Annotated in this window: 23 protein-coding genes and 1 riboswitch; of the genes, 22 read left to right on the top strand and 1 reads right to left on the bottom strand. The window is 40.4% G+C overall.

Going from position 1 to position 22,859, the window contains the following annotated elements:
* The first annotated feature begins 8 nt into the window (after positions 1-8).
* The 5 genes from holB (at position 9) to rsmI (ending at position 4,098) form a co-directional block, all read left to right on the top strand.
* Positions 9-1,019 carry a DNA polymerase III subunit delta' gene (gene holB, locus ABE099_RS02045; protein WP_430026910.1) on the top strand — a complete coding sequence of 337 codons (1,011 nt, stop codon included), beginning with the start codon at positions 9-11 and terminating at the stop codon, positions 1,017-1,019.
* Positions 1,020-1,108: 89 nt separating this feature from the next.
* Positions 1,109-1,909, top strand: a complete 801-nt coding sequence (locus tag ABE099_RS02040) for a PSP1 domain-containing protein (protein ID WP_430026909.1) — start codon at positions 1,109-1,111, stop codon at positions 1,907-1,909.
* Between the two features lie 44 nt (positions 1,910-1,953).
* The gene (locus ABE099_RS02035; protein ID WP_430026908.1) at positions 1,954-2,334 is read left to right on the top strand and encodes an initiation-control protein YabA; all 381 of its coding nucleotides are present in this window, start codon (positions 1,954-1,956) and stop codon (positions 2,332-2,334) included.
* 112 nt (positions 2,335-2,446) lie between these two features.
* Positions 2,447-3,211 (top strand): tRNA1(Val) (adenine(37)-N6)-methyltransferase, encoded by a 765-nt coding sequence (locus ABE099_RS02030; protein WP_430026907.1) that lies wholly within the window; start codon positions 2,447-2,449, stop codon positions 3,209-3,211.
* A complete protein-coding gene (gene rsmI / locus ABE099_RS02025) occupies positions 3,208-4,098 on the top strand; it encodes a 16S rRNA (cytidine(1402)-2'-O)-methyltransferase (RefSeq protein ID WP_430026906.1) in 891 nt (296 codons plus the stop codon). Before ABE099_RS02030 ends, rsmI begins: the two co-directional genes overlap by 4 nt.
* A 170-nt stretch (positions 4,099-4,268) precedes the next feature.
* On the opposite strand, the gene ABE099_RS02020 is transcribed toward rsmI, so the two are convergent.
* Positions 4,269-4,523 carry an AbrB/MazE/SpoVT family DNA-binding domain-containing protein gene (locus tag ABE099_RS02020; protein ID WP_210090922.1) on the bottom strand — a complete coding sequence of 85 codons (255 nt, stop codon included), beginning with the start codon at positions 4,521-4,523 and terminating at the stop codon, positions 4,269-4,271.
* A 319-nt stretch (positions 4,524-4,842) separates the two neighbouring features.
* Between ABE099_RS02020 and ABE099_RS02015 the strand changes: the two genes are divergently transcribed.
* From ABE099_RS02015 to ABE099_RS01935, 17 genes are all read left to right on the top strand, one after another.
* On the top strand, positions 4,843-6,132 hold the full coding sequence (locus tag ABE099_RS02015; RefSeq protein ID WP_430026905.1) for an HD domain-containing protein: 1,290 nt from the start codon (positions 4,843-4,845) through the stop codon (positions 6,130-6,132).
* 15 nt (positions 6,133-6,147) lie between these two features.
* Positions 6,148-6,912: a TatD family hydrolase gene (locus ABE099_RS02010; protein ID WP_430026904.1), complete on the top strand. Its 765-nt coding sequence runs from the start codon at positions 6,148-6,150 to the stop codon at positions 6,910-6,912.
* A 193-nt stretch (positions 6,913-7,105) separates the two neighbouring features.
* Positions 7,106-7,329: riboswitch (cyclic di-AMP (ydaO/yuaA leader) on the top strand.
* A 263-nt stretch (positions 7,330-7,592) separates the two neighbouring features.
* Positions 7,593-8,741, top strand: a complete 1,149-nt coding sequence (locus ABE099_RS02005; RefSeq protein WP_430026903.1) for a ubiquitin-like domain-containing protein — start codon at positions 7,593-7,595, stop codon at positions 8,739-8,741.
* 115 nt (positions 8,742-8,856) lie between these two features.
* Complete coding sequence (gene rnmV / locus ABE099_RS02000; protein WP_430026902.1) at positions 8,857-9,405, top strand: ribonuclease M5; 549 nt, start codon at positions 8,857-8,859, stop codon at positions 9,403-9,405.
* Positions 9,398-10,282: a 16S rRNA (adenine(1518)-N(6)/adenine(1519)-N(6))-dimethyltransferase RsmA gene (gene rsmA / locus ABE099_RS01995; RefSeq protein ID WP_430026901.1), complete on the top strand. Its 885-nt coding sequence runs from the start codon at positions 9,398-9,400 to the stop codon at positions 10,280-10,282. Before rnmV ends, rsmA begins: the two co-directional genes overlap by 8 nt.
* Before the next feature lie 46 nt (positions 10,283-10,328).
* Positions 10,329-11,225: a sporulation peptidase YabG gene (gene yabG, locus ABE099_RS01990; protein WP_430026900.1), complete on the top strand. Its 897-nt coding sequence runs from the start codon at positions 10,329-10,331 to the stop codon at positions 11,223-11,225.
* Between the two features lie 127 nt (positions 11,226-11,352).
* Positions 11,353-11,628 (top strand): biofilm formation stimulator Veg, encoded by a 276-nt coding sequence (veg, locus tag ABE099_RS01985; RefSeq protein WP_210090929.1) that lies wholly within the window; start codon positions 11,353-11,355, stop codon positions 11,626-11,628.
* Between the two features lie 155 nt (positions 11,629-11,783).
* Positions 11,784-11,963 (top strand): small, acid-soluble spore protein, alpha/beta type, encoded by a 180-nt coding sequence (locus tag ABE099_RS01980; protein WP_430026899.1) that lies wholly within the window; start codon positions 11,784-11,786, stop codon positions 11,961-11,963.
* A gap of 143 nt (positions 11,964-12,106) precedes the next feature.
* Positions 12,107-12,988: a 4-(cytidine 5'-diphospho)-2-C-methyl-D-erythritol kinase gene (ispE, locus tag ABE099_RS01975; protein ID WP_430026898.1), complete on the top strand. Its 882-nt coding sequence runs from the start codon at positions 12,107-12,109 to the stop codon at positions 12,986-12,988.
* A 48-nt stretch (positions 12,989-13,036) separates the two neighbouring features.
* The gene (purR, locus tag ABE099_RS01970; RefSeq protein WP_430026897.1) at positions 13,037-13,867 is read left to right on the top strand and encodes a pur operon repressor; all 831 of its coding nucleotides are present in this window, start codon (positions 13,037-13,039) and stop codon (positions 13,865-13,867) included.
* A gap of 181 nt (positions 13,868-14,048) precedes the next feature.
* Positions 14,049-14,336 (top strand): septation regulator SpoVG, encoded by a 288-nt coding sequence (gene spoVG, locus ABE099_RS01965; RefSeq protein ID WP_210090933.1) that lies wholly within the window; start codon positions 14,049-14,051, stop codon positions 14,334-14,336.
* A 127-nt stretch (positions 14,337-14,463) separates the two neighbouring features.
* Positions 14,464-15,864 carry a bifunctional UDP-N-acetylglucosamine diphosphorylase/glucosamine-1-phosphate N-acetyltransferase GlmU gene (glmU, locus tag ABE099_RS01960; RefSeq protein WP_430026896.1) on the top strand — a complete coding sequence of 467 codons (1,401 nt, stop codon included), beginning with the start codon at positions 14,464-14,466 and terminating at the stop codon, positions 15,862-15,864.
* Positions 15,865-15,929: 65 nt separating this feature from the next.
* Entirely contained in the window at positions 15,930-16,883 is a 954-nt protein-coding gene (locus ABE099_RS01955) for a ribose-phosphate diphosphokinase (RefSeq protein WP_210090935.1), read from the top strand.
* A gap of 97 nt (positions 16,884-16,980) precedes the next feature.
* Positions 16,981-17,541: an aminoacyl-tRNA hydrolase gene (gene pth, locus ABE099_RS01950; protein WP_430026895.1), complete on the top strand. Its 561-nt coding sequence runs from the start codon at positions 16,981-16,983 to the stop codon at positions 17,539-17,541.
* Positions 17,542-17,606: 65 nt separating this feature from the next.
* Entirely contained in the window at positions 17,607-17,837 is a 231-nt protein-coding gene (locus ABE099_RS01945; protein WP_210090937.1) for an anti-sigma-F factor Fin family protein, read from the top strand.
* A 159-nt stretch (positions 17,838-17,996) separates the two neighbouring features.
* Positions 17,997-21,521, top strand: coding sequence for a transcription-repair coupling factor (gene mfd, locus ABE099_RS01940; RefSeq protein WP_430026894.1), 3,525 nt, complete (start codon positions 17,997-17,999; stop codon positions 21,519-21,521).
* Complete coding sequence (locus ABE099_RS01935; protein WP_430026893.1) at positions 21,508-22,611, top strand: foldase protein PrsA; 1,104 nt, start codon at positions 21,508-21,510, stop codon at positions 22,609-22,611. The genes mfd and ABE099_RS01935 overlap by 14 nt, the downstream gene beginning before the upstream one ends.
* Positions 22,612-22,859: the final 248 nt, after the last annotated feature.

Below are 22,859 nucleotides of genomic sequence, written 5' to 3'. Positions count from 1 at the left end.
ACTACAATATGTCATTTGACGATATTATTGGACAAGATGTAGCGAAGACGATGTTGAAAAATGGGCTTCGTACTCATCAGGTGTCACATGCATATATATTTAGTGGACCACCAGGCAGTGGGCAAAAAGAGATGGCAATGGCATTTGCGAATGCTTTAGTCTGTGAAGATCGACAAGAGCAGGGGGCATGTGGTGTATGCTTAGCTTGTCGTAAGGTTAAGCATGGGAACCATCCTGATCTTCATCTTGTCGAGCCTGAGGGAACAGCTAGTATTAAAATTGAACAAATTCGTGATTTACAACGATTGTTTTCTTATCGAGCAAGTGCCGGTAATTATAAGGTCTACATGATAGATCAGTCCGAAAAAATGACAGTACAAGCTGCTAATAGCCTTCTCAAATTTTTGGAGGAACCACCAGCTCCAGCCGTTGCAATATTGATGACAGATAATGGACGAGCATTATTACCAACGATACAATCTAGAGCACAATGGGTGCCATTTACGCCCCTTGCTCCTGATGAGATGCTGCAAATTTTAGTAGATGAAGGTTATCCTGTCAATTTAGCAAGGTGTGCAGTACATTTAGTGGCGGGAATAAGTGCTTGTCGTGATTTATTAAGTCAGAATTGGTTTGCAGAAATCAGAAACGTAATGTTACAATTAGGGAAGGAGGCCACAGGCCGTAGTGGTTCTCCCTTAGTAACGGCTCAACAGAGCATTTTTAAAGCAGGTTTGGGCGATCATTTGGATATGTTGTTTAGCCTGTTCCATTTATGGCTTAGGGACATGCTCCAATCGCTCTATCATAGACATGATGGTATTGTTTTTATGGATCAGTTGGATTATATATCCAGCCATTCCTCTTCCCGTAATGCACAGCAGTGGATTGAAGCCATGTCATGGGCAGCACAAAGTAAAAGAAAGCTGCGACAAAATATGAATGGCCAACTTTGCCTAGAGCAGTTTCTAATTTCTTTAGGTGAGATGAATCATCGTCATTCTTCTATGTCATATTAAGGGAAACAAACTTTCTCCCGCATAAAGGTTTTATAAATATGCATGAAATTAAATTGATAAGCTTGGGTGCTATACGAGGGGGTTAGTTTTTGTACACTGTAGTAGGTGTCCGGTTTAAAAAAGCGGGCAAAATATATTATTTTGATCCCCTAGAACTACCCGTCGAAAAGGATCAGTTTGTTATTGTAGAGACGGCGCGTGGGATCGAGCATGGTAAAGTCGTGATTGGTAAAAAGCAAGTAGATGAATCTGACGTGGTGCTTCCGCTTAAGAAGGTGATTCGAATTGCTGACGATTCGGACGCTAGTGTGGTGGAGGAAAATAAGCTAGCAGCTCAGAATGCTTTCTCAACTTGTTTAAATAAAATCAAAGACCATGATTTGAAGATGAAGTTGGTTGATGTGGAGTTTACGTTTGATCGAAATAAAATTATTTTTTATTTTACGGCTGAAGGACGTGTCGATTTTCGTGAGCTAGTGAAGGATTTAGCAAGTATTTTCCGCACTCGCATCGAGTTAAGACAAATTGGTGTGCGTGATGAAGCGAAGATGCTAGGCGGCATTGGACCTTGTGGACGTATATTATGCTGTTCCTCCTGGTTAGGTGATTTTGAGCCAGTATCCATTAAAATGGCAAAGGATCAAAGCCTTTCACTGAATCCAACAAAAATATCTGGACTATGTGGTCGTTTGATGTGTTGCTTGAAATTTGAGCATGATAATTATGAAAGTGTGAAGGAAGAACTTCCTTCCGTAGGTAAGTTAGTGATTACTTCTTTGGGCGAAGGTAAGGTGGTTGGATTAAACGCTGAATCTCGTTCTGTACATGTACAATTGTTTGAAATTGGCAAGGTCAAGGAACTTCTCTTAGATGATGTTGTTGTGAAATAAGGATGTTCAAGATAGACTTTAGAGAATGACTCTGGGGTGGGCACTTGAAGAAAAAAGATATTTTTACACACATGCAAGAATTAGAGGGGCAAATGGAATCAATTCACGGCGAATTGGGTTTGCTTAAGCTAGAGGTAAAGAAGCTCGTTGAAGAAAATCAACAGCTATTGCTCGAAAATGAGCAGCTTCGGAAAATTTTAAAACGGGACCATGGTGATTCTCGTGTAGATTCTCCTTCTGGAGAGAAGGACTCAGAACAACAAGCGTCACCCGAAGGTAAGGAAGAAGCTATAGATATTGTTGGAGAAGGTTATGATAACCTTGCTAGGTTGTATCATGAAGGTTTCCATATCTGTAATGTGTATTACGGGCATTTACGAACAGAAGGCGATTGTCTGTTTTGTCTCTCTTTTCTGAATAAATAACAAGCCGTAGGAATTGTTCCTACGGTTTTTTTAAGATAAAAGACATAACTATGTTGGCAGAGATGGATACTTAAATACGTATTATGATTTTATAGAAAGTGACGAGGTTGGCATGATAAAAGTACCGTTGTATGGGCAAGAAAGAATTGATGATTTATTAACTGATGGATTAGGTATTATTCAAAGTCGTGAAGTGTTTAGCTTTTCGATGGATGCGGTATTGCTCGCGCGGTTCGCTTCTATACCTAACTCAGCAAAAGTATTGGATATGTGTACAGGTAATGGTGTTATTCCTTTATTGTTAACGACAAGCACAAAAGCAAAGATTGAAGGTATTGAAATACAGCCAAGGCTTGCTGATATGGCAAGACGAAGTGTACAAATGAATGAGCTAGAGGAGCAGGTAAGCATTCGAGAAGGGGATTTGAGACTGTTAGTAAATGAGACTGGCCATGGTTATTACGATGTAATTACCGTTAATCCGCCTTATATGCCTGTTACAAGTGGTGATGTCAAGCTCAACCGTCATCAGGCGATTGCCAGACATGAGATTGAATGTACGTTGGAGGAGGTCATTTCTACAGCGACACAGCTTTTGCGGGCAGGTGGTAAGCTATTTATGGTGCATCGTCCTCAGAGACTAGCTGAAATTACAACTATATTATGCAAATACCGTCTGGAGCCTAAACGTATTCGTTTTATTCATCCTAGAATTGATGCCGAAGCGAATATGGTATTGATTGAGGCTTTAAAGGATGGTAAACCAGAGGTAAGAATTTTACCTCCTTTAGTGGTATATGATCAGGACGGAAAATATGGCAATGAATTTATGGATATTTATTATTCAGATAAGAAAGGAGGAAAGGACAGAAGATGAGTGTAGGTGTACAAAAAAGCTATCAGGATAATCAAGCACATGGAATGGGTAAATTATTTTTGGTGGCCACCCCTATTGGTAACCTAGAGGATATGACTTATAGGGCGATCCGCATTTTACAAGAAGCAGATATTATTGCTGCAGAGGATACTAGGCAGACGAGGAAGTTACTTACACATTATGAGATCACTCCTGCTAAATTACTTAGCTATCATGAGCATAATAAAGCAGCAAGTGGACCGGAATTAATTCGCTTTATAATAGAAGGAAAAAATTTAGCCTTAGTGAGTGATGCTGGCTTACCTGCAATTTCTGACCCTGGCCACGACTTAGTGAAGCTGGCGTTAGAGCAAGGAATTTCTGTGATTCCAATTCCAGGTGCAAATGCGGCGCTATCTGCTTTAATCGTATCAGGTCTTGCTACAGATCAATTTCAGTTTATAGGTTTTTTACCTAGAGAGCACAAGGATAGGCAAGCAACGCTAGTTCAAGCTCAAGACTATGAAGGTACATTAATTATGTATGAGTCTCCTCATCGCCTAATTAAAATGCTACAATCCATGCTAGAAGTATGGGGGGACCGGCAGATTGTCCTTGCAAGAGAGCTGACGAAGAGATATGAAGAGATGGCAAGAGGTAGTTTAAGTGATGTCCTAACATGGCTTGAGGAATACCCGCCTATTGGGGAATATTGCGTAGTGGTGGAAGGGGCCAACCCAGAATTTATTAGAGAGAAAAAAGAGGCATGGTGGAAAGAGCTTAGCTTGGAGGCACACGTGACTCATTACGAACAGCAGGATCAATGTTCACGTAAAGAGGCAATGAAAAAGGTAGCTAAGGATCGTGAGTTATCCAAACGTGATGTTTATCAGGCATTGTTAGAATAGTCCTAAAATTTGTTATAGTATTTAATAAATAGAATCTGTTACTTGAATTATAAATGAATTCCAAAAAAAGGAGGTCTTCATATGGTAAAATACTTACCATAGAAGACCCCAAGGAGATATGAAAAGGTTAGAATTAACAGTTTAAGTAAATCTATTATATACTAAAAATCTTAATTTGTCACAGGGGCAGGAATTTCCGTCACGCAGTCATGACAAACAATTTTACCTTTAAAATAAATAACATTTTCGGCATTGCCACAGAAAATACAAGCTGGCTCGTATTTTTTCAGCATGATCCGTTCACCGTCAACGTAGATTTCAAGCGCATCCTTTTCTCCGATGCCTAGAGTACGACGTAATTCAATAGGAATAACTACGCGCCCTAATTCGTCTACTTTTCTTACAATACCGGTTGATTTCATCATAACTGATGATAACCCCTTTCGCTATAAATTAAATACGTCATTATTCGACAAACTTCTTTGTTTTATGATAATTATAATACCAACCATTGCCAGATCAGTCAACCTATTTATGGTAGAGTTCTTTATAATTACTAATTAAAAATTATAAAGGGTGTTACAAAACATTGATGTATCAAGGGAAAAGCTAATTATTAAAGTTTATTAATAATTCATTCTATCTAGTTTCAATAATCGACATTATTCGACAAAAGAAGACAAACTCTATCAAAAGTAGTCATCAAAATGTATAAAAAAACATATATTAAAGGAGTGTGTTGTCATGAATCGTCCACTACTCGAAGAAAAAGTATTTAAAGACCCTGTTCATAATTACATCCATGTACAAGATGAGATCATATGGGCATTAATTAATACAACTGAATTTCAACGTTTACGGAGAATTAGACAGCTGGGTACATCATACCTAACCTTCCACGGTGCTGAGCATAGCCGATTTTCACACTCTTTAGGTGTATATGAAATTACTAGACGGATCATTTCCCAATTCGAGAGGGGCAATTATCCTGATTGGCCTAAAGAGGAACGCCTCGTGGCATTATGTGCAGCCTTACTCCATGATTTAGGACATGGTCCCTTTTCACATTCGATTGAAGATGCATTTGATATGAATCATGAAGAATGGACGATTAAAATTATTAAAGGAGATACAGAGGTTGGGTCTGTTTTAAGAACAATGGGTGAGCATTTCCCTGAACAGGTAGCTGCTGTTATCCGAAAAGACTATGATAAGCCAATCATTGTTAATTTAGTGTCTAGTCCACTGGATGCAGACCGTATGGATTATTTGCTGCGCGATGCTTATTTTACGGGTGTAAATTATGGCACGATTGATATGGACCGTATTTTGCGAATGCTAAGGCCTCATCAAGGGAGAATCGTTGTAAAACAATCGGGCATGCACGCGGTTGAGGATTATTTAATGTCACGTTACCAAATGTACTGGCAAATTTATTTCCATCCAGTGACACGTAGCTCAGATATTATTTTAAAGCAGATTTTCCGTAGAGCAGGTGAGTTATTTCTGGAAGGGTTTGAATTTAAATTTTTACCGCATCCATTACCTCATTTATTTGGGAGGAAAATATCTGTAAAGGATTATCTACTATTAGATGAAGCTTTAATTCAAACTGCCTTTATGCAATGGCGTAATGAAGGTGATGATTTACTGTCTTCCTTATGTGCCAGATTTATAGATCGTAAATTGTATAAATATGTAGAAATAGATGCGTTGGATATGGAGACAATCGATCGTATAAAGGATACTTTTGTAGAAGTTGGATTAAATCCTGAATATGATTTGGAAATTGATTTTCCAACAGATTTACCTTATGATGTGTTTCGTCCAGATAATGATAACCTAAAAAAACAAATTTTATTGCTGGACCGTCAAGAAAGATTACATGAAATTTCAGAAGTATCTGACATTGTTCGTTCTATAAGTGGTTTACATAAGGGAAAAAACCATTTGTACTTTCCGCATGATAAAGTGTTGGCGTTAAAGTCACATTTCCCTGCCGATATTTTTGCACTATTTGAGCAATGGAGTTAAGGAGGATTTAAAGCTATGTTATTTGATACGCATACACATTTAGATGCAATCCAATTTGAAGAGGATCGTGCTGAAACGATTCAACGTGCAGTAGATAATGGCGTGACCCGCATGGTTAACATTGGATTTAATCGTGAAACAATACCTACGACGATGGCGCTAGCAGAGCAATACGATTTTATATATGCTGCTGTTGGTTGGCATCCGCAAGATGCAATTACGATGAAAAAAGAGGATTTAGACTGGATTGCACAATTATGTAGCCATAATAAGGTGGTCGCGATCGGTGAAATTGGTTTGGATTATTATTGGGATACGTCACCAAAGGATGTTCAGCACGAGGTGTTTCGTAATCAGATTGGACTAGCTCGCAGCTTGAATAAGCCCATTTGTATTCATAATCGGGATGCACATGAGGACGTTGTGAAAATTTTACGTGAGGAAAAGGCAAGTGAAGTTGGTGGAATTCTCCATTCATTTTCTGGAAGCTGGGAAATTGCTAAAATGTGTCTAAATATGGGATTCCATTTATCCTTTGGTGGACCCATTACGTTTAAAAATGCAAAGCAGCCTAAAGAGGTGCTCGTAAACACGCCATTAGATCGTCTTCTAATTGAGACGGATTCCCCTTATTTAACGCCACATCCATTTCGTGGGAAGAGAAACGAGTCCGCTTATGTCCGTCTAGTTGCAGAGGCAGCGGCAGAATTAAAAGGGATTTCTGTGGAAGAAATAGCCCAAATAACTACGAAAAATGCACTGGAACTATTTTCCATTTGATGAATTCGGGAGAAAACCCGATGAAAAAATGAGTATTTGCGAAGTATTAATGCTTTTTAACCAACAAAACGGAGTTTATTACAATATTTTAACCATATTTTTAAAAAAACGTTCTTGATTCGTCCTTTACAACCTGCATCTAAACAGGATAGAATCTTTTCAGTAATCCAAATAACACGGATTAATGTTTCCGTAACCAGTCTCGCTGAATCTCTGTTACAGAGAACGGGGGAACCAATATAGCTGTAAACGTAATTTGCCTAATTTTTTTACTTTACGAGCTATAATTGATTTCTGTATGTGGGTCATAGGGGTGAAATCGAGGTCATTGCGCCATGAGCGAATGAACTGAGAAAGGGCAGCTCTCTTTTGTCCGAACCCGACAGCTAACCTCGTAGGCGTCTTAAGAGAGGCAACTCGTGCATCCTATTACTTCAGGAATTTTCAGAAGCCACGAAGGAGTTCCTCTAACTCTTTCTTTAGGCTTCTTTTATTTTTGAATAATTGTGATAGTTTCATCATACTTTGGAAAACAAAGGTGGTGATGATGCAACAGATTGGACTGGAGACGGAGCGAGATGCAGGAAATGTGTGCATTTCGTAATTATGAATTGTAGCCCTATTAACGTGCTTCATTGATTTTTTTGTTAGTAGTTTGGCTATGAAGGAGGAGAGAAGATATGGGCATTTTCTCTAAGAACAATACCCATGGATCACGCTCATCCAGCATGTCTTACGTAATGCAGTGGAGACCCAAAAATATTCGTCAGGTTATAGTAATTGGGCTAGCTATTATCGCTATAGCTACAATCGTGCTAATCTGGGTGAATGGTCATAGTAAGAAAAGTGTATACTTGGTTGTGGATGGCGCAATACAAAATGTGGAGACATCACAGGATTCAGTGAAGGCCGTTTTGGATGAACAAAAGGTTAATCTAAGGGCTGAGGATAACGTATCTATCGCACTCACTGATGAAATTAAGGATGGCGATCGAATTGTAATTGAGCGAGCAATTCCAGTCGTAATGTCTTTCGATGGAACAACCAAAACGCATTATACAACACAAGGAAATGTTGAAGGTGCTATAAAAGAAATCGGTGTTAAAATTAATCCTGATGATAAAATTACACCTGCTTTAACCACTGCTTTGAGTGCTGATATGAATATTCGAGTTGTTCGTGTGGATAAAAGAACCGCACAAACAAAAGAAGAAGTTCCTTTCACAATCGTGAAAACTGCGGATCCTAAATTGACGAAAGGTCAGACGAAGATCCTTGCAGAAGGTGCTAAAGGCGTAGTTACGCATAATATCGAAAAAGTATATGAAGACGGGGTATTTGTATCCAAGCGTTGGTTAGGTAAGGAAGTTCACCAGCCTGCACAAACAAAAGTGATCGCAGTTGGTACAAAGCCTGAGCCAAAAACAGCCGTTCTTGCTGCAAGCATTTCTCGTAATAATGACGAGGTGGATATTAGCGATAGCGGATCTGTAAATAAAGGCGGCGTCTCTTTTAAATATAAAAAGCTATTAAAAAATGTTCAGCTTACTGCTTATTCCAGCCAGGAAGATGGAATTGGGACAAAAACAGCCTCAGGAAACCGAGTAAAAGAGGGTAGAACGATCGCTGTGGATAAATCTCTTGTTCCACTTGGATGGTGGGTGTACATTGAAGGTCTTGGCTTCCGTCGTGCAGAAGACACTGGTGGAGCAATTAAAGGTAAAATTATGGACGTCTATTATGACAGCTTAAAAGATGTTAAAAATTTTGGACGTAAAAAAGGACGTACAGTGTATGTCATTGGTCCAAACAAACCAGAGCTGAATTAATGAGTTGATATTTATATGTGATATATTAAAGGAGAGGGATATCCTCTTCTTTTTTTGTTGTAAGTCGATATTTTGATTTGTAAGTGGATGGTTAGGCTAGGTAGGGGGTAATAGGTTGATTAAAGAAGTGATTGTGGTAGAGGGACGCGATGATACGGTGGCGATACGTCGTGCGGTAGAAGCAGATACGATTGAAACCGGTGGGTCCGCTATTAATGAAACCACGTTAAAAAAGATTGAATTAGCCCACGAGCGTAGGGGAGTCATTATATTTACAGACCCTGATCATGCAGGTGAACGTATACGTAAAATTGTTGCAAATCGAATCCCAGGCTGTAAGCACGCTTTTCTAACAAAAAGTGAAGCAACCTATCGTGGTGATATTGGCGTAGAGAATGCATCACCAGAAGCGATTAGAGAGGCGCTAAGCCGTGTTCGTAGCGAGATGGGTATGGAGCAAGGGATGATTGAATGGAGCGATCTCATTGATGCTGGGCTCATTTGTGATCCAGCTGCCGCTGAGAGACGAAAAATTATGGGTGAATTATTAGGAATTGGTTATTGTAATGGTAAACAATTTTTTAAACGGCTGACGGTTTTTAAAATAAGCAGGGAAGAGTTTTTAAACGCACTTGAGAGGCTGGAGGATACGGAGAATGAATAAGAGGGAAGATGTTTCTACACCACGTCGTACGAAGGAAATTATTAATCGACATGGCTTTTCATTTAAAAAAAGTCTTGGGCAAAATTTTTTAATTGATCAAAATATTTTAGGGAAAATCGTAGATGCTGCGAATCTGGATCAGAGTAAGGGGGCACTTGAAATTGGTCCAGGAATTGGTGCATTAACGGAGAAGCTTGCTGAGCAGGCTAAAAAAGTAACGGCAGTGGAAATTGATCAACGTTTATTGCCGATTTTGGACGAGGTGCTTGAACCCTATCCTCATGTAGATGTCGTTCATGGTGATGTGCTGAAGCTTGATCTTGCATCTTTATTTGCAGCGCAGTTTGGAGACGTGGACGGTGTCAGTGTTGTTGCAAATTTGCCCTATTACGTGACAACTCCGATCCTTATGAAGCTTTTGGAGGAAAAGCTACCGCTTGAGCATATTGTCGTTATGATTCAGAAGGAGGTTGCTGAGCGCATGGCAGCTTCTCCTGGTGGTAAGGATTATGGGAGCCTTAGCATCGCAGTTCAATATTACAGTGAGCCTGAGCTTGTATGTATCGTGCCACCTAGTGTGTTTATCCCTCAGCCAAATGTAGCCTCAGCTGTTATTAAGTTAACTGTTCGTAAAGCACCACCAGTTCAGGTTGATAATGAAGCGTTTATGTTTGAAGTAGTGCAAGCCTCATTTGCTCAGCGTAGAAAAACGATTGCAAACAATTTAAAGAGTCGCTTTTTCCCAGGAGAAGGCCGTGAGCAATTAGAAGCGCTATTAGCACAAGCGAATATTACACCAAGCAGAAGAGCGGAGACGTTAAGTATTGAGGAATTCGCCGTACTAAGTAATATTTTATTTCAAGCAGGTTTGAAGTAACGTTTCCCCGCACTAGCCCATAGGATGGGATAGAGGTGGTGGACTGATGAAATTAGGAGATTGGGTTGTTCGTAGATCATATGGTGGGGATATTACGTTCCGCGTAGAAGAACTGGATGCTCGTAAAGCAATTATTAAAGGAACAGAATTTCGTCTGATGGCAGATGCACCCATAAATGATTTAATCAAAGTGGAGTTATCTTCTACCAGTGAACGAGGGAAAAGAGCAATTATAAAGGCAACGGAATCCATGGAGCGTCTTCACGAGGAACGTCTGGAGCTTATGCAGCGCAATCAGGAGGTGCTTCAGGCTGAATGGAAGCTTGAGGCGAAGTCTGATTCCTATTTTGAAGTACCAGGCAAGGTTTTGCATTTGGATGGCGATGAGCGGTATTTAAAAAAGAGTCTTAGCTTGTATGAGCAGCTTCATGTACCTGCACATGGCTATTATGTGAATGAAACACAGATGGCTTCGGCATTAAGTCAACTTTTGCCTAAAATAAGACCGGATGTTGTTGTGATCACTGGACATGATGGTGTACTTAAAAATCGCCCTAATAATGACTTGTATAATCTAAGCAGCTACAAACATTCAATTCATTTCATGAATGCAGTTGAAGAGGCACGGAAATATGAGCGTAACTTCGATGCCTTAACGGTCATCGCAGGTGCTTGCCAATCCCATTTTGAGGCTTTGCTTCAAGCGGGGGCTAACTTTGCTAGCTCTCCTGCTCGTGTATTGATTCATGCTCTTGATCCTGTTTATGTTGCGGCTAGAGCTTCATTTACTTCGATTCGAGATGCGATTCCAATGCGAGAAGTGCTCAATAATACGATTAGCGGCTTGCAGGGAATTGGTGGAATTGAAACAAGGGGAAGCTATCGTATGGGGTTCCCGCGGTTTAATGATCTCTCTAAATTAAATGTTGTACCTTCACAATAAACCAAAGCGTTCAAAAAAAATCATTGACAATACTTTTTTACTGCTGATATAATAATATTTTTATTAAAATTTGACACCTGTCCTTCTTTGTTGTATAATAGGCAAAGAAAGTAGGTGGACACAGTCAATGGCTAAAAATACGCTGAATGATATTAAGCACAGTCTTGATGCTCACGTAGGTCAAAAAATCACCCTTCGGGCGAATGGTGGTCGTCGTAAGACTGTTGAACGTACAGGTGTTCTTGAAGAGACGTATCCATCCGTTTTTATCGTGAAATTGGATGAAGAAGATCAGACACTTAAACGTGTTTCTTACAGTTATGCAGACATTTTAACCTCATCGGTGGAAGTTATGATTGGTGAAGCCAATGATGAAGTTAGAATTCCGTATGTTAAACCGTAAACATCATGTTTTTTGCATTTGCGGCTTACGCTTTGGCGTAAGCCGTTTTTTATATGGAATGGATTATTTTCCACTGCATGTTACGCAGCCGTAAGCCTCATACTATAACCGAGTTCATTTGAACTTATGAAATAAAGCTGTGAGGAGGGTTTACATTGAGTAGAAATCGTCGCAGAGTGATGTCAGAGCAGTTAAGGATTGAAGTGGCAAAGGACCTTGGTATTTACGATACTGTCCAAAAGGAAGGCTGGGGCGGTATTAAGGCAAAGGATGCAGGAAATATGGTTAAAAGAGCGATTCAGATTGCTGAGGAAGCCGCTGCACGCAAGTCATAAATTTTACGATGAAGTCCCATTTGGGGCTTCATTTATTTTTTATTTCAAGTGTTGCACGTAGACGTGAGTGGTAGTTTTTTTTATAATATGTTAAGTCTATATTAAGCAGGTTATGATGGAAATGTAAAAGGTAGGTGAATACCTTGAAAATTTATGAGAAGGCTCCAGCAAAAATTAATTTAATGCTAGATGTATTACATAAAAGATCAGATGGTTATCACGAAGTAGAAATGATTATGACAATGGTTGATTTAGCAGATCGACTAGAAATGAGTGAGCTTCCTCGAGATACGATTATTATTTCGAGTCAGGCAGGATATATTCCGTTAGATGAGAAAAATTTAGCTTTTAAAGCTGCCAAATTAATCAAAGAGCGTTATCACGTCACCAAAGGTGTATACATTCACCTTGATAAAAAGATCCCTGTTGCTGCAGGGCTTGCAGGGGGCAGTAGTGATGCCGCAGCTACTCTTCGTGGCTTAAATCGCTTGTGGGGGCTAAACATCCCCTATGAGGAGCTTATGGAGCTTGGAGCGGAGTTAGGCTCAGATGTTCCGTTCTGCATCTCAGGTGGCACTGCGCTTGCGACAGGTCGCGGTGAGATTCTAACGGAGATCGCTAGCCCTCCACAATGCTGGGTCGTGTTAGCGAAGCTACCGATTAATGTATCTACCGCAGATGTGTATGGCAGACTAAGAAGCACAGAAATCAAGCAGCATCCTTCGGCTAAGGCAATGATAAAGGCAATTGAATCCAAATCGTTCCATAACGTCTGTAGTGAGCTTGGAAATGTACTTGAGGAAGTGACGCTTCAAATGTATCCAGAGGTGGCTCATCTCAAGGAAACGATGCAAAAGCTTGGGGCTGATGGCGTATTAATGTCAGGTAGTGGCCCAACAGTGTTTGGACTTGTTTCTAAGGAGTCTAAGGTTCCAAGAATTTATAATGGATTACGAGGATTTTGTAAGGAAGTTTATGCAGTGCGCTTATTAAGTTCTTCATTAGACTTGAAAAAACACGTATAAAAGTGGTATATTTTCTATAAAATATTCGGATTTAGCGAGGGATGCTTCGTGACAAAGTTAAAAAGAAGCGCACGCTTAGTAGATATGACTCAGTATTTATTGTCCCGTCCTCATCAATTGATACCGCTAACTAATTTTGCCAAGCGCTATGGATCTGCAAAGTCATCCATTAGTGAAGATCTGGCAATTATCAAGGAAGTGTTTGAACTTGAAGGAATTGGTGAACTGAATACACAAGCAGGAGCTGCGGGTGGCGTAAAATATATTCCAATGGTGGCAAGAGCTGCGGCTTTAGCTTTTATTCAAGATTTGTGTGTTAAGCTAGCTTCCCCAGATCGTATATTACCTGGCGGATACTTATATATGTCAGATTTATTAGGACAACCTTCTTTAATGAACGAAGCAGGTAAGCTGTTTGCAACTGCGTTTGCCGGTGTAGGTATTGACTGTATTATGACGGTTGAAACAAAGGGGATTCCACTTGCTTATGCTACGGGTGCAGAATTAAACCTTCCTGTTGTCCTTGTGCGTAGAGACCATCAGGTTACTGAGGGTTCTGCCGTAAGTATTAATTACGTATCAGGCTCGCATAAAAGCCTTCATACGATGACGTTATCTCGCAGAGCATTAAAGGAGCATTCACGAGTATTAATCGTCGATGACTTTATGAAGGCGGGGGGAACGATTCAGGGTATGGTCGATTTACTCGCAGAGTTTAATGCGGAAGTAGCAGGTGTTGGCGTATTGGTTGAGTCGGGTGAAGTAGAATCAGAGCAAAGATTACTTCATGATTATGTTAGCTTAGCAAGCTTACGTGCAGTGGATGCAAAAGGCAAAGAAATAATGGTTGAACCAGGCAATTATTTTGACCGATGGTAAGTTTTAAAAAATTGTCGATTTTATAGGGATATTTATGGGATTAAGACGAACGATGTCGAAAAGTCTGTTTAATAAAAAAAATTCCTGATTTTAGGATATTTATTTGATGAAAAAAAAGGATTTCCGTTTGCTATGTGGAATATTACACCAAGTCTCTGATGGAAAAAGGTGGTGAACACATATGCAAATTACGGATGTAAGGCTTCGCCGTGTCAGCTCCGAAGGGAGAATGAAAGCGATCGCATCCATTACCATCGACAATGAATTTGTTGTTCATGACATTCGTGTCATCGATGGAAACAATGGGATGTTCGTGGCAATGCCAAGCAAGCGCACTCCGGACGGGGAATTCCGGGATATCGCGCATCCAATTTCTTCTGGCACTCGCGAGAAGATTCAAGCTGCAGTTTTGGCTGAATACGAGCGTGCTGCTGAGCATGAAGAAGTTGTTGTTGAAGCTGGTGCATAAGCGTCAGTAAGCGGTTTTTTTATTAATTGGGGTTTGAGAAAAGAGAGCCATCCTTTATGGCTCTCTTTTCTTTTTCTCGTAAATGAGATATATTCAGTATTGAGTTTAGTAGAAGGAGGCATGGGCCTTGAAAAGGTTAGCGATTGTTCTGGCTGCAGGTCAGGGGAAGCGAATGAAGTCGAAATTATACAAAGTGCTTCATCCTGTGTGCGGCAAACCGATGGTCAGTCATGTGCTAGACGCGGTACAGAAAGTCAACTGTGAACGCAGTATTGTGATTACAGGTCATGGTGCTGAGGTAGTGCAGTCTTATCTAGGCACATCTGTAGAATATGTGCTACAAAAAGAGCAATTAGGCACAGGTCATGCAGTGAAGCAGGCCAAGCCACTTCTGGGTTCGGAAGAAGGAATCACACTTGTTTTGTGTGGCGATACACCACTTGTAACACCAGAAAGCCTAGAAGCTCTAATTGACTTGCATACTAAAAATAATGCAGCAGCAACAATACTTACGGCTAATACTGATCATCCGCAAGGACTGGGACGAATTATCCGCAATGAACATGGTGCTGTTGTTCGCATTGTGGAGCAAAAGGATTGTTCCCCAGAAGAGGATGCTGTCAATGAGATCAATACAGGCACCTATTGTTTTGACAACGTGAAGCTGTTTGCTGCGCTAGACAAGGTTACAAACCAAAATGCACAGCAAGAGTATTATTTAACAGATGTTATTGGTATTCTTGTAAATGAAGGCGAAATTGTGCAAGGGTATATGACAACAGATTATGCCGAGGCGATCGGTGTAAATGATCGTTTAGCGTTATCTGAGGCAGAACGTTTAATGCGTCAGCGTATATTACAAAAGCATATGCTGAATGGTGTAAGTATTATAGATCCATCTTCAACGTATATCGGTGCTGATGTATCAATTGGATCAGATACAGTGATCTATCCAGGGACTTCTATTTCTGGTAAGAGTGTAATTGGAGAAGATTGTGTAATCGGTCCCTCTGCAGATATTGAAGATAGCCAGATTGATGATGGTGCGAAGGTGAAACATTCTGTACTAAACCAGGCAATTGTTGGATCTAGTACAACGGTGGGACCTTTCGCTTATTTGCGTCCTGGGGCGAAACTAGGCAGTCATGTGAAGGTGGGCGATTTTGTAGAAATCAAAAATGCTTCACTGGATGATGGTGCGAAGGTTTCTCATCTCAGCTATGTAGGTGACGCAAAGGTTGGCAAAAATGTAAATATCGGCTGTGGTGCGATTACAGTCAACTATGATGGATATAATAAATCTATGACAGAAATTGGCGACGATGCCTTTGTTGGCAGTAACGTTAATTTGATTGCTCCAGTTAAGGTTGGAGAAGGTGCCTATGTAGTGGCTGGTTCAACCGTGACTCATGATGTCAAAGCTGGCGATCTTGCCATTGCAAGATCACGGCAGGAAAATAAAGCGGGATATGCGGACAAGCTTCGTGCTCGCGCTAAAGCTAAAAAGCAAAGAACACAGGAATCGTAAAAATGATGGTTTTTCATTTGCATAAAAGTTTGATTTCAAAGACTAGCACGGAGGGTTTTTAATTTATGACTTATTGTGATTCTAAACTGAAGATATTCACATGTAACTCTAATCCTAAATTGGCTCATCAAATCGCGGATTATATCGGGATTCCTATGGGCGATTCTGAGACAATGAGCTTTAGCGATGGTGAAATTCAGGTCAAATTATCTGAGAGTGTACGTGGTTGCCATGTTTATATTGTGCAATCTACTTGTGCACCGGTTAACGACAACTTGATGGAACTGCTTGTTATGGTCGATGCGTTAAAACGCGCTTCAGCTAAGAGTATTAATGTTGTTATTCCTTATTATGGTTATGCACGTCAAGACCGTAAGGCTCGTTCTCGTGATCCGATTACAGCAAAGCTGGTTGCGAATTTGATTGAAAAAGCTGGCGCTCACCGCGTCATTACAATGGACCTGCATGCGATGCAGATTCAAGGCTTCTTTGATATTCCAGTAGATCATATGCTTGGTGTTCCTATTCTTGCTCAATATTTCCGCTCTAAGCATATTACCAATCCTGTTGTCGTATCACCTGACCATGGTGGTGTGGTTCGTGCTCGTAAATTGGCGGATTTCCTTAATGCGCCACTCGCGATCATTGATAAACGCCGTCCTGAGCCAAATGTGAGTGAAGTGATGAATATCATTGGTAATATCGAGGGTAAGACAGCGATCCTCATTGACGATATTATCGATACTGCAGGTACGATTGTTCTTGGTGCAAATGCACTCAAGGAAGGTGGAGTTGAGGAAGTGTATGCTTGCTGTACTCACCCCGTCCTATCTGGTCCTGCGATGGAGCGGCTTGAGAACTCTCCGCTTAAAGAGGTTGTTGTAACGGATACGATTCCGATTACTCATCCTAATCCAACAGACAAACTTAAAGTTTTATCTGTTGCTCCGCTACTAGGGGAAGCAATCATTCGTGTGCATGAAGAGCTCTCCATCAGTAAATTATTCGAAATCGAATAAGATTCCTGTTTTGATAAATACAGGGGTTGCAGTTTCCTTCGGGTGACTGGAACCCCTATCGTTATTTTCAAAATTGTAGCTAGGAGGAATGGGTTAAATGAAGTGGATTGTTGGTCTGGGTAATCCAGGAAGCCAATACGCAAAAACAAGACATAATATTGGATGGATGGCGCTGGATGAGCTTGCGTCCAGACATAACATTGCGATTAAACAAAGTAAATGTAAAGCGTTGGTTGGCGAAGGGACGATCGATGGGGTAAGGGTAGCCTTGATTAAGCCGATGACTTATATGAACTTATCAGGTGAATCCGTCAGAGCTTTTATGGATTATTATAAGGTGCCCCTTGAAGATATGCTTGTAGTCTATGATGATTTAGATACAGAGGTCGGAAGGATTCGGCTTCGCTATCAAGGAAGTGCAGGTGGACATAATGGAATTAAGTCCATTATTCAGCATACAGGCACTCAAACCTTTAATCGAGTAAGAATGGGAATTTCCAGACCTGAGCCTGGCTATGCCATCGTGGATTATGTACTAAGTAAATTTGCAAAAAAAGAGCTCCCATTACTTCAAGATAGTATTGAGCGGGCAGCAGATGCAGTTACCTTTAGTTTAAACAACTCCTTTGAGCATACAATGGCTAAATTTAATGGCTAGCAAAGGCTAAACCGTAACCGTTTAGGGCATACTGAGGGCATAACATTCCTTCAGGAGGCATATATATGGCTATAACTTATCTTTGTAGGCATTGTAATACGATAGTTGGTAGACTTGAAGATTCGCAAGTGACAGAGCAACAGCTAGGCTTCACTTCCTTGACCCCTGATGAGCGGAGAGATATAATAGCCTATGATTCAAATGGTGATATAAACGTCAAGGTTACATGTGAGTATTGCTCAGAAGCATTACGCAATCACCCTGAGCTTGCTTTGATCTCTAATCCACTACAGTGATAAAGAGTTTGAATAGCTAGAAATTGGCTTATATTCACCGCAGGAACGTTAGCTATGAACCGCATGTCGGGTAGCTTCGTTTATGCTTGTGATAGAGTCTTGGCAGGTTGCTAAGGCTCCTTTTTGATTCAGGATTTTTTAGTAAGAGAGGTGCCTCATTTGTTAGAATCACTTTTAGAAACATTCTCAAAGGATTCCGATTTTGCAACAACTGTAGCTGGCGTTAATGCTGGTATGAAGGAGCAATTGATTTCGGGATTATCGGGTTCATCAAGACAAGTTATGCTAGCAGCACTTCACAAAGAAGCAAATCGACCGATGCTAGTAGTTACACATAATATGTTTGCTGCACAAAAAATTGCAGATGACTTACAGGAAGCGCTTTCGCACGAACAAGTTTTATTATACCCTGCAAATGAGCTTGTCGCGGCGGAATCCGCTGTGTCTAGCCCAGAAATGTTAGCACAACGAATAGAGGTACTATTACAATGCGCTCAAGACTTTAGAGGGATTGTTGTGGTGCCTTATTCTGGTGTGCGCAGATTTATTCCGTCTCCGAAAGTGATGGCAGAAGCCTATATTAAGCTTGAAGTGGGCGGTAATCTTGAGCTAGAGTCGTTTTTATCCAACATGATCGAGTTAGGCTATGAGCGTGTAGAACGTGTCGAGTCTAGAGGCGAGATGAGTGTGCGTGGGGGAATTATAGATTTTTACCCACTTACAGCAAGCTCAGCATATCGAATAGAATTGTTTGATGATGAAATTGATTCAATTCGTACATTTGATCCTACCGATCAACGTTCTATTGACCAAATCAAGCAAGTTAATATTACACCTTGTAAGGAAATTATTGCTTCAGGTCAAGCTTTGGAGTTAGCAGCACAGGGTGTATTTGCAAGATTAGAGATTCAGCTTGAAAAGATGACTGATCGTACAGCAAAGCAAAAGCTCAAGGAAGAAGTCTCTAGAGAAATAGAGATGCTGCGTCAGCATATTTATTTTTCTGAGATGTATAAATACATTTCTTTAATTTATCCTGAGCACCATACTTTATATGATTATATGTCGCCTGATACGTTGCTTGTTTTAGATGAGCCTGCACGTTTATTAGAGACAGCCAAGCAGCTAGAGCGGGATGAAACAGAATGGAATCTTAACCTATTCCAAAATGGTAAAAGTCTGCCTGAGCTTAAGCTTGCACATGAAAGTGATCGTGTGTTGTATCATCGTCCTTTTCAAACTTTATTTTTATCGTTATTTTTACGTCAGGTCCCTCATGTTCAGCCTCAAAATATCGTAAACTTTGTAAGCCGAACTATGCAGGATTTCCATGGCCAAATGAATGTGCTTAAATCTGAAATGGAGCGTTGGAAAAAAAGTGGTGCGCATGTTGTGATGTTAGCTAGTGGGACGGAACGCATGGAAAGAATGCGCCGCGTATTAGATGACTATTCGATCGAAGCGCCAACAATTATCCAAGGGAACCTACAGTCTGGTTTTGAGTTACCTTCAATCCATCTTGTTGTCATTACTGAAGGAGAAATGTTCTCTCAAAAGCAACGAAAAACTCGTAAAACAACAAAAAGCATGGATAATGCGGAACGGATTAAGAGCTACACCGAACTAAAGATTGGTGATTATGTTGTTCATCAAAATCATGGGATTGGGAAATATATTGGCATCGGTACACTAGAGGTTGCAGGTATTCATAAAGATTACATGCATATTATGTACGCAGGTGGAGACAAACTATCGGTTCCAATTGAACAAATTGATCTCATTCAAAAATATGTTGGGGCAGAGGATAAAGAGCCAAAGGTTTATAAGCTAGGCGGAAACGATTGGACAAAGGTGAAAAATAAAGTTCGCTCCTCTGTGCAAGACATTGCCGACGAACTTATTAAGCTCTATGCGGATCGTCAAGCCTCAGCAGGTTTTGGTTTTGAAAAGGATACGCCTGAGCAGCAGGAATTTGAAGCGATATTCCCTTATGATGAGACACATGATCAGCTAAGGGCGATAGAAGAAATTAAACGGGACATGGAACAGAAACGTCCGATGGATCGTTTATTATGTGGGGATGTTGGATACGGAAAAACAGAGGTCGCCATTCGTGCAGCGTTTAAGGCGGCAATCGAGGGTAAGCAGGTCGCGGTGCTTGTGCCAACTACCATTTTGGCGCAACAGCATTTTGAAACGTTCCGCGAGCGTTTTTCTGGCTATCCGATTCAAATCCACTCCTTGAGTCGTTTCCGTAGTCGCAAGGAGCAAAATGAAACGATAAAAGGGATTAAAAACGGGACAGTGGACATCATTATTGGTACCCATCGTTTGTTATCTCAAGACATTGTGTTTAAAGATTTGGGCTTACTTATTGTGGATGAGGAGCAGCGCTTTGGCGTTACGCACAAGGAGAAGCTGAAGCGTCTCAAAACCAATGTAGACGTGCTTACGTTAACAGCAACACCTATTCCAAGAACTTTACACATGTCAATGTTAGGTGTACGTGACTTGTCTGTCATTGAAACACCGCCTGAAAATAGATTCCCTGTGCAGACTTATGTTGTTGAGCATAGCTTTGCACTTGTTCGTGAGGCCATTGAGCGTGAAATGGCGCGTGGAGGTCAAATCTATTATCTCTATAACCGAGTTCAAGGTATCCAAGAGATGGCTGCACAGATTTCTGCTTTAGTACCTGATGCTAGAGTTGGGATTGGACATGGCCAAATGTCAGAGCAGGAGCTCGAAAAAACAATTCTTGATTTTCTTGATGGGGAATATGACGTATTGGTAAGTACAAGTATTATTGAAACAGGCGTCGATATTCCTAACGTAAATACACTAATTGTCCATGATGCCGATAAAATGGGGTTATCACAGCTTTACCAGCTCAGAGGACGCGTAGGACGTTCAAATCGGATCGCTTATGCTTATTTCACATATCAGCGCGATAAGTCCTTAACAGAGGTAGCAGAAAAACGTCTACAATCGATCAAGGAGTTTACAGAGCTTGGATCAGGCTTCAAAATTGCGATGCGGGATCTGTCTATTCGGGGTGCAGGAAATTTACTTGGTGCTGAGCAGCATGGCTTTATTGCCTCCGTCGGTTTTGATCTGTATTCACAAATGCTGGCAGAGGAGATCCAAAACCGTAAGGTCACAATGCTAGGTGAAGCAAATCCTACACAGGATGTGGTAAATACAACCATTGATTTAAGTATTGATGCTTATTTACCTTCTGATTACATTTATGACAGTATTCAAAAAATTGAAATCTATAAAAAGACAGCAACGGTGTCTTCATTTGATGATGTCTCTGAGCTAGAGGACGAAATGCTGGATCGCTTTGGAGAGCTTCCAGAGGCTGTGCATAATTTATTATCTGTCAGTCGAGTGAAGCTTTATGGCAGAGAGCTTGGCATTGATTCTATTCAACGTCGTGGGGATGATCTCATCCTTAAATTCCAGGCCGGTCGTGAAAAAGAGCTAATCCCGTCGAGGATTGTCGAAGTTGGCAATATGTATGGAAGACGTGTACAATTTAATCAAGGCGCACAGCTAACTATCCATTTAAAAATTAAAGGGTTGGAAGATAAAGCTTTAATGGAGCTGCTAGAACAGTTTTTAGATGCGATGACTAGCTCGTTAAAATCGAAAGGGGAATTACAAAATGTCTCAAAATAAACGAATGAAATGGAAGATGCTATTAGTTGCCATGACGGCAATTATGGTGTTCTCTGTACTTGCAGCATGTGGTAAGAAAGAAAACGTAGTCGCAACTTATGATGGGGGTGAGGTTACGGCATCTCAGTTTGATCTCGAGGAACGTATTTTGCTTGTACTTCAGCCTGGTTACGAAAGCTACATTAAAACCGATGAATTCCATGATTTCTTGATTAAGCAAATGATTGGCTACACGTATTTAGAGAAAAATGCCGACGATGCAACTAAAAAAGCAGCTAAGGAAAAAGCGGACAAGCAGTTTGAAGCGATGAAGCAATCTGCTGGTGGCGATGAGGCATTTAAAAAAGCGTTAGATACGCAAAAGGTAACTGAGGATGAATTTAAAACTTACTTCTTACGTGCTTACACTGCTTTACAAACGCAGCTTAACAAGGTTACAGATGATGAGGTTAAAACTCAATTTGAAGCTGAAAAAGACAAATATACAAAAGCAAGTGTTCGTCATATTTTGCTTGGTCTTAAAGACGCTGAAGGCAAAGACCTTCGCACTTCAGAGGAGTCCTTAAAGCTCGCTAAGGAGCTAGAGGCAAGATTGGCAAAGGGTGAGGATTTCGCTAAATTAGCAAATGAATACAGCTCTGATCCAGGCTCTAACAAAAATGGTGGCTTGTATGAAAATGCAGATGTAAGTGGCTGGGTTCCTGAGTTTAAGGAAGCAGCATTAACTCAACCTATCGGTAAAGTAGGCGAGCCTGTTGAAACTCAATTTGGGTACCACATCATTTTGGTTGAAAATCGTACAGAGAAAAAGCTTGATGATTTAAGCCAGGATGAGAAGGATGTCCTAAAAACAGAAATTGCTTCTAAAAAGCTGGATGAATTTATTTCTGGTGAAGTTACAAATAAGATCATCAAAAAAATTGATCTACCTAAGGTAGATACAAAAAAAGATGAAAAAGGCAACGATAAAGCAACCAATGATAAAAAGGATCAAAACAGCAGTAACAGCAAGGATACAAAAGGGAACACAGATGCAAATAAAACTAATTCAGATAAGACAAATTCTGAAAAAACAAACAGTGGCAAATAATTATTTGTTAAAAAGGCTAGGCAAGAACCGTAAGGTTATCTGCCTGGCCCTTTTTATATCCTCTTTTTACTTTCACCTATAAATATTTGGTTGATCATTTAATAATTGGTTGACAACCAGCCCAAACTAGCGAAGGAACGGAGGGATTGTGGAGAAGTGAAACGTTCGTATTTAAAACCAGATTGTAACAATCAAGTGTATCGTCAATATAAAGAATCTGGTTTTAACAACGATCGAAACAACCCTCT

It is taken from the genome of Paenibacillus turicensis (assembly GCF_050461185.1).
Taxonomy (GTDB): Bacteria; Bacillota; Bacilli; order Paenibacillales; family Paenibacillaceae; genus Fontibacillus; species Fontibacillus turicensis_A.
This window is presented reverse-complemented; position numbering and strand designations above follow the sequence as displayed.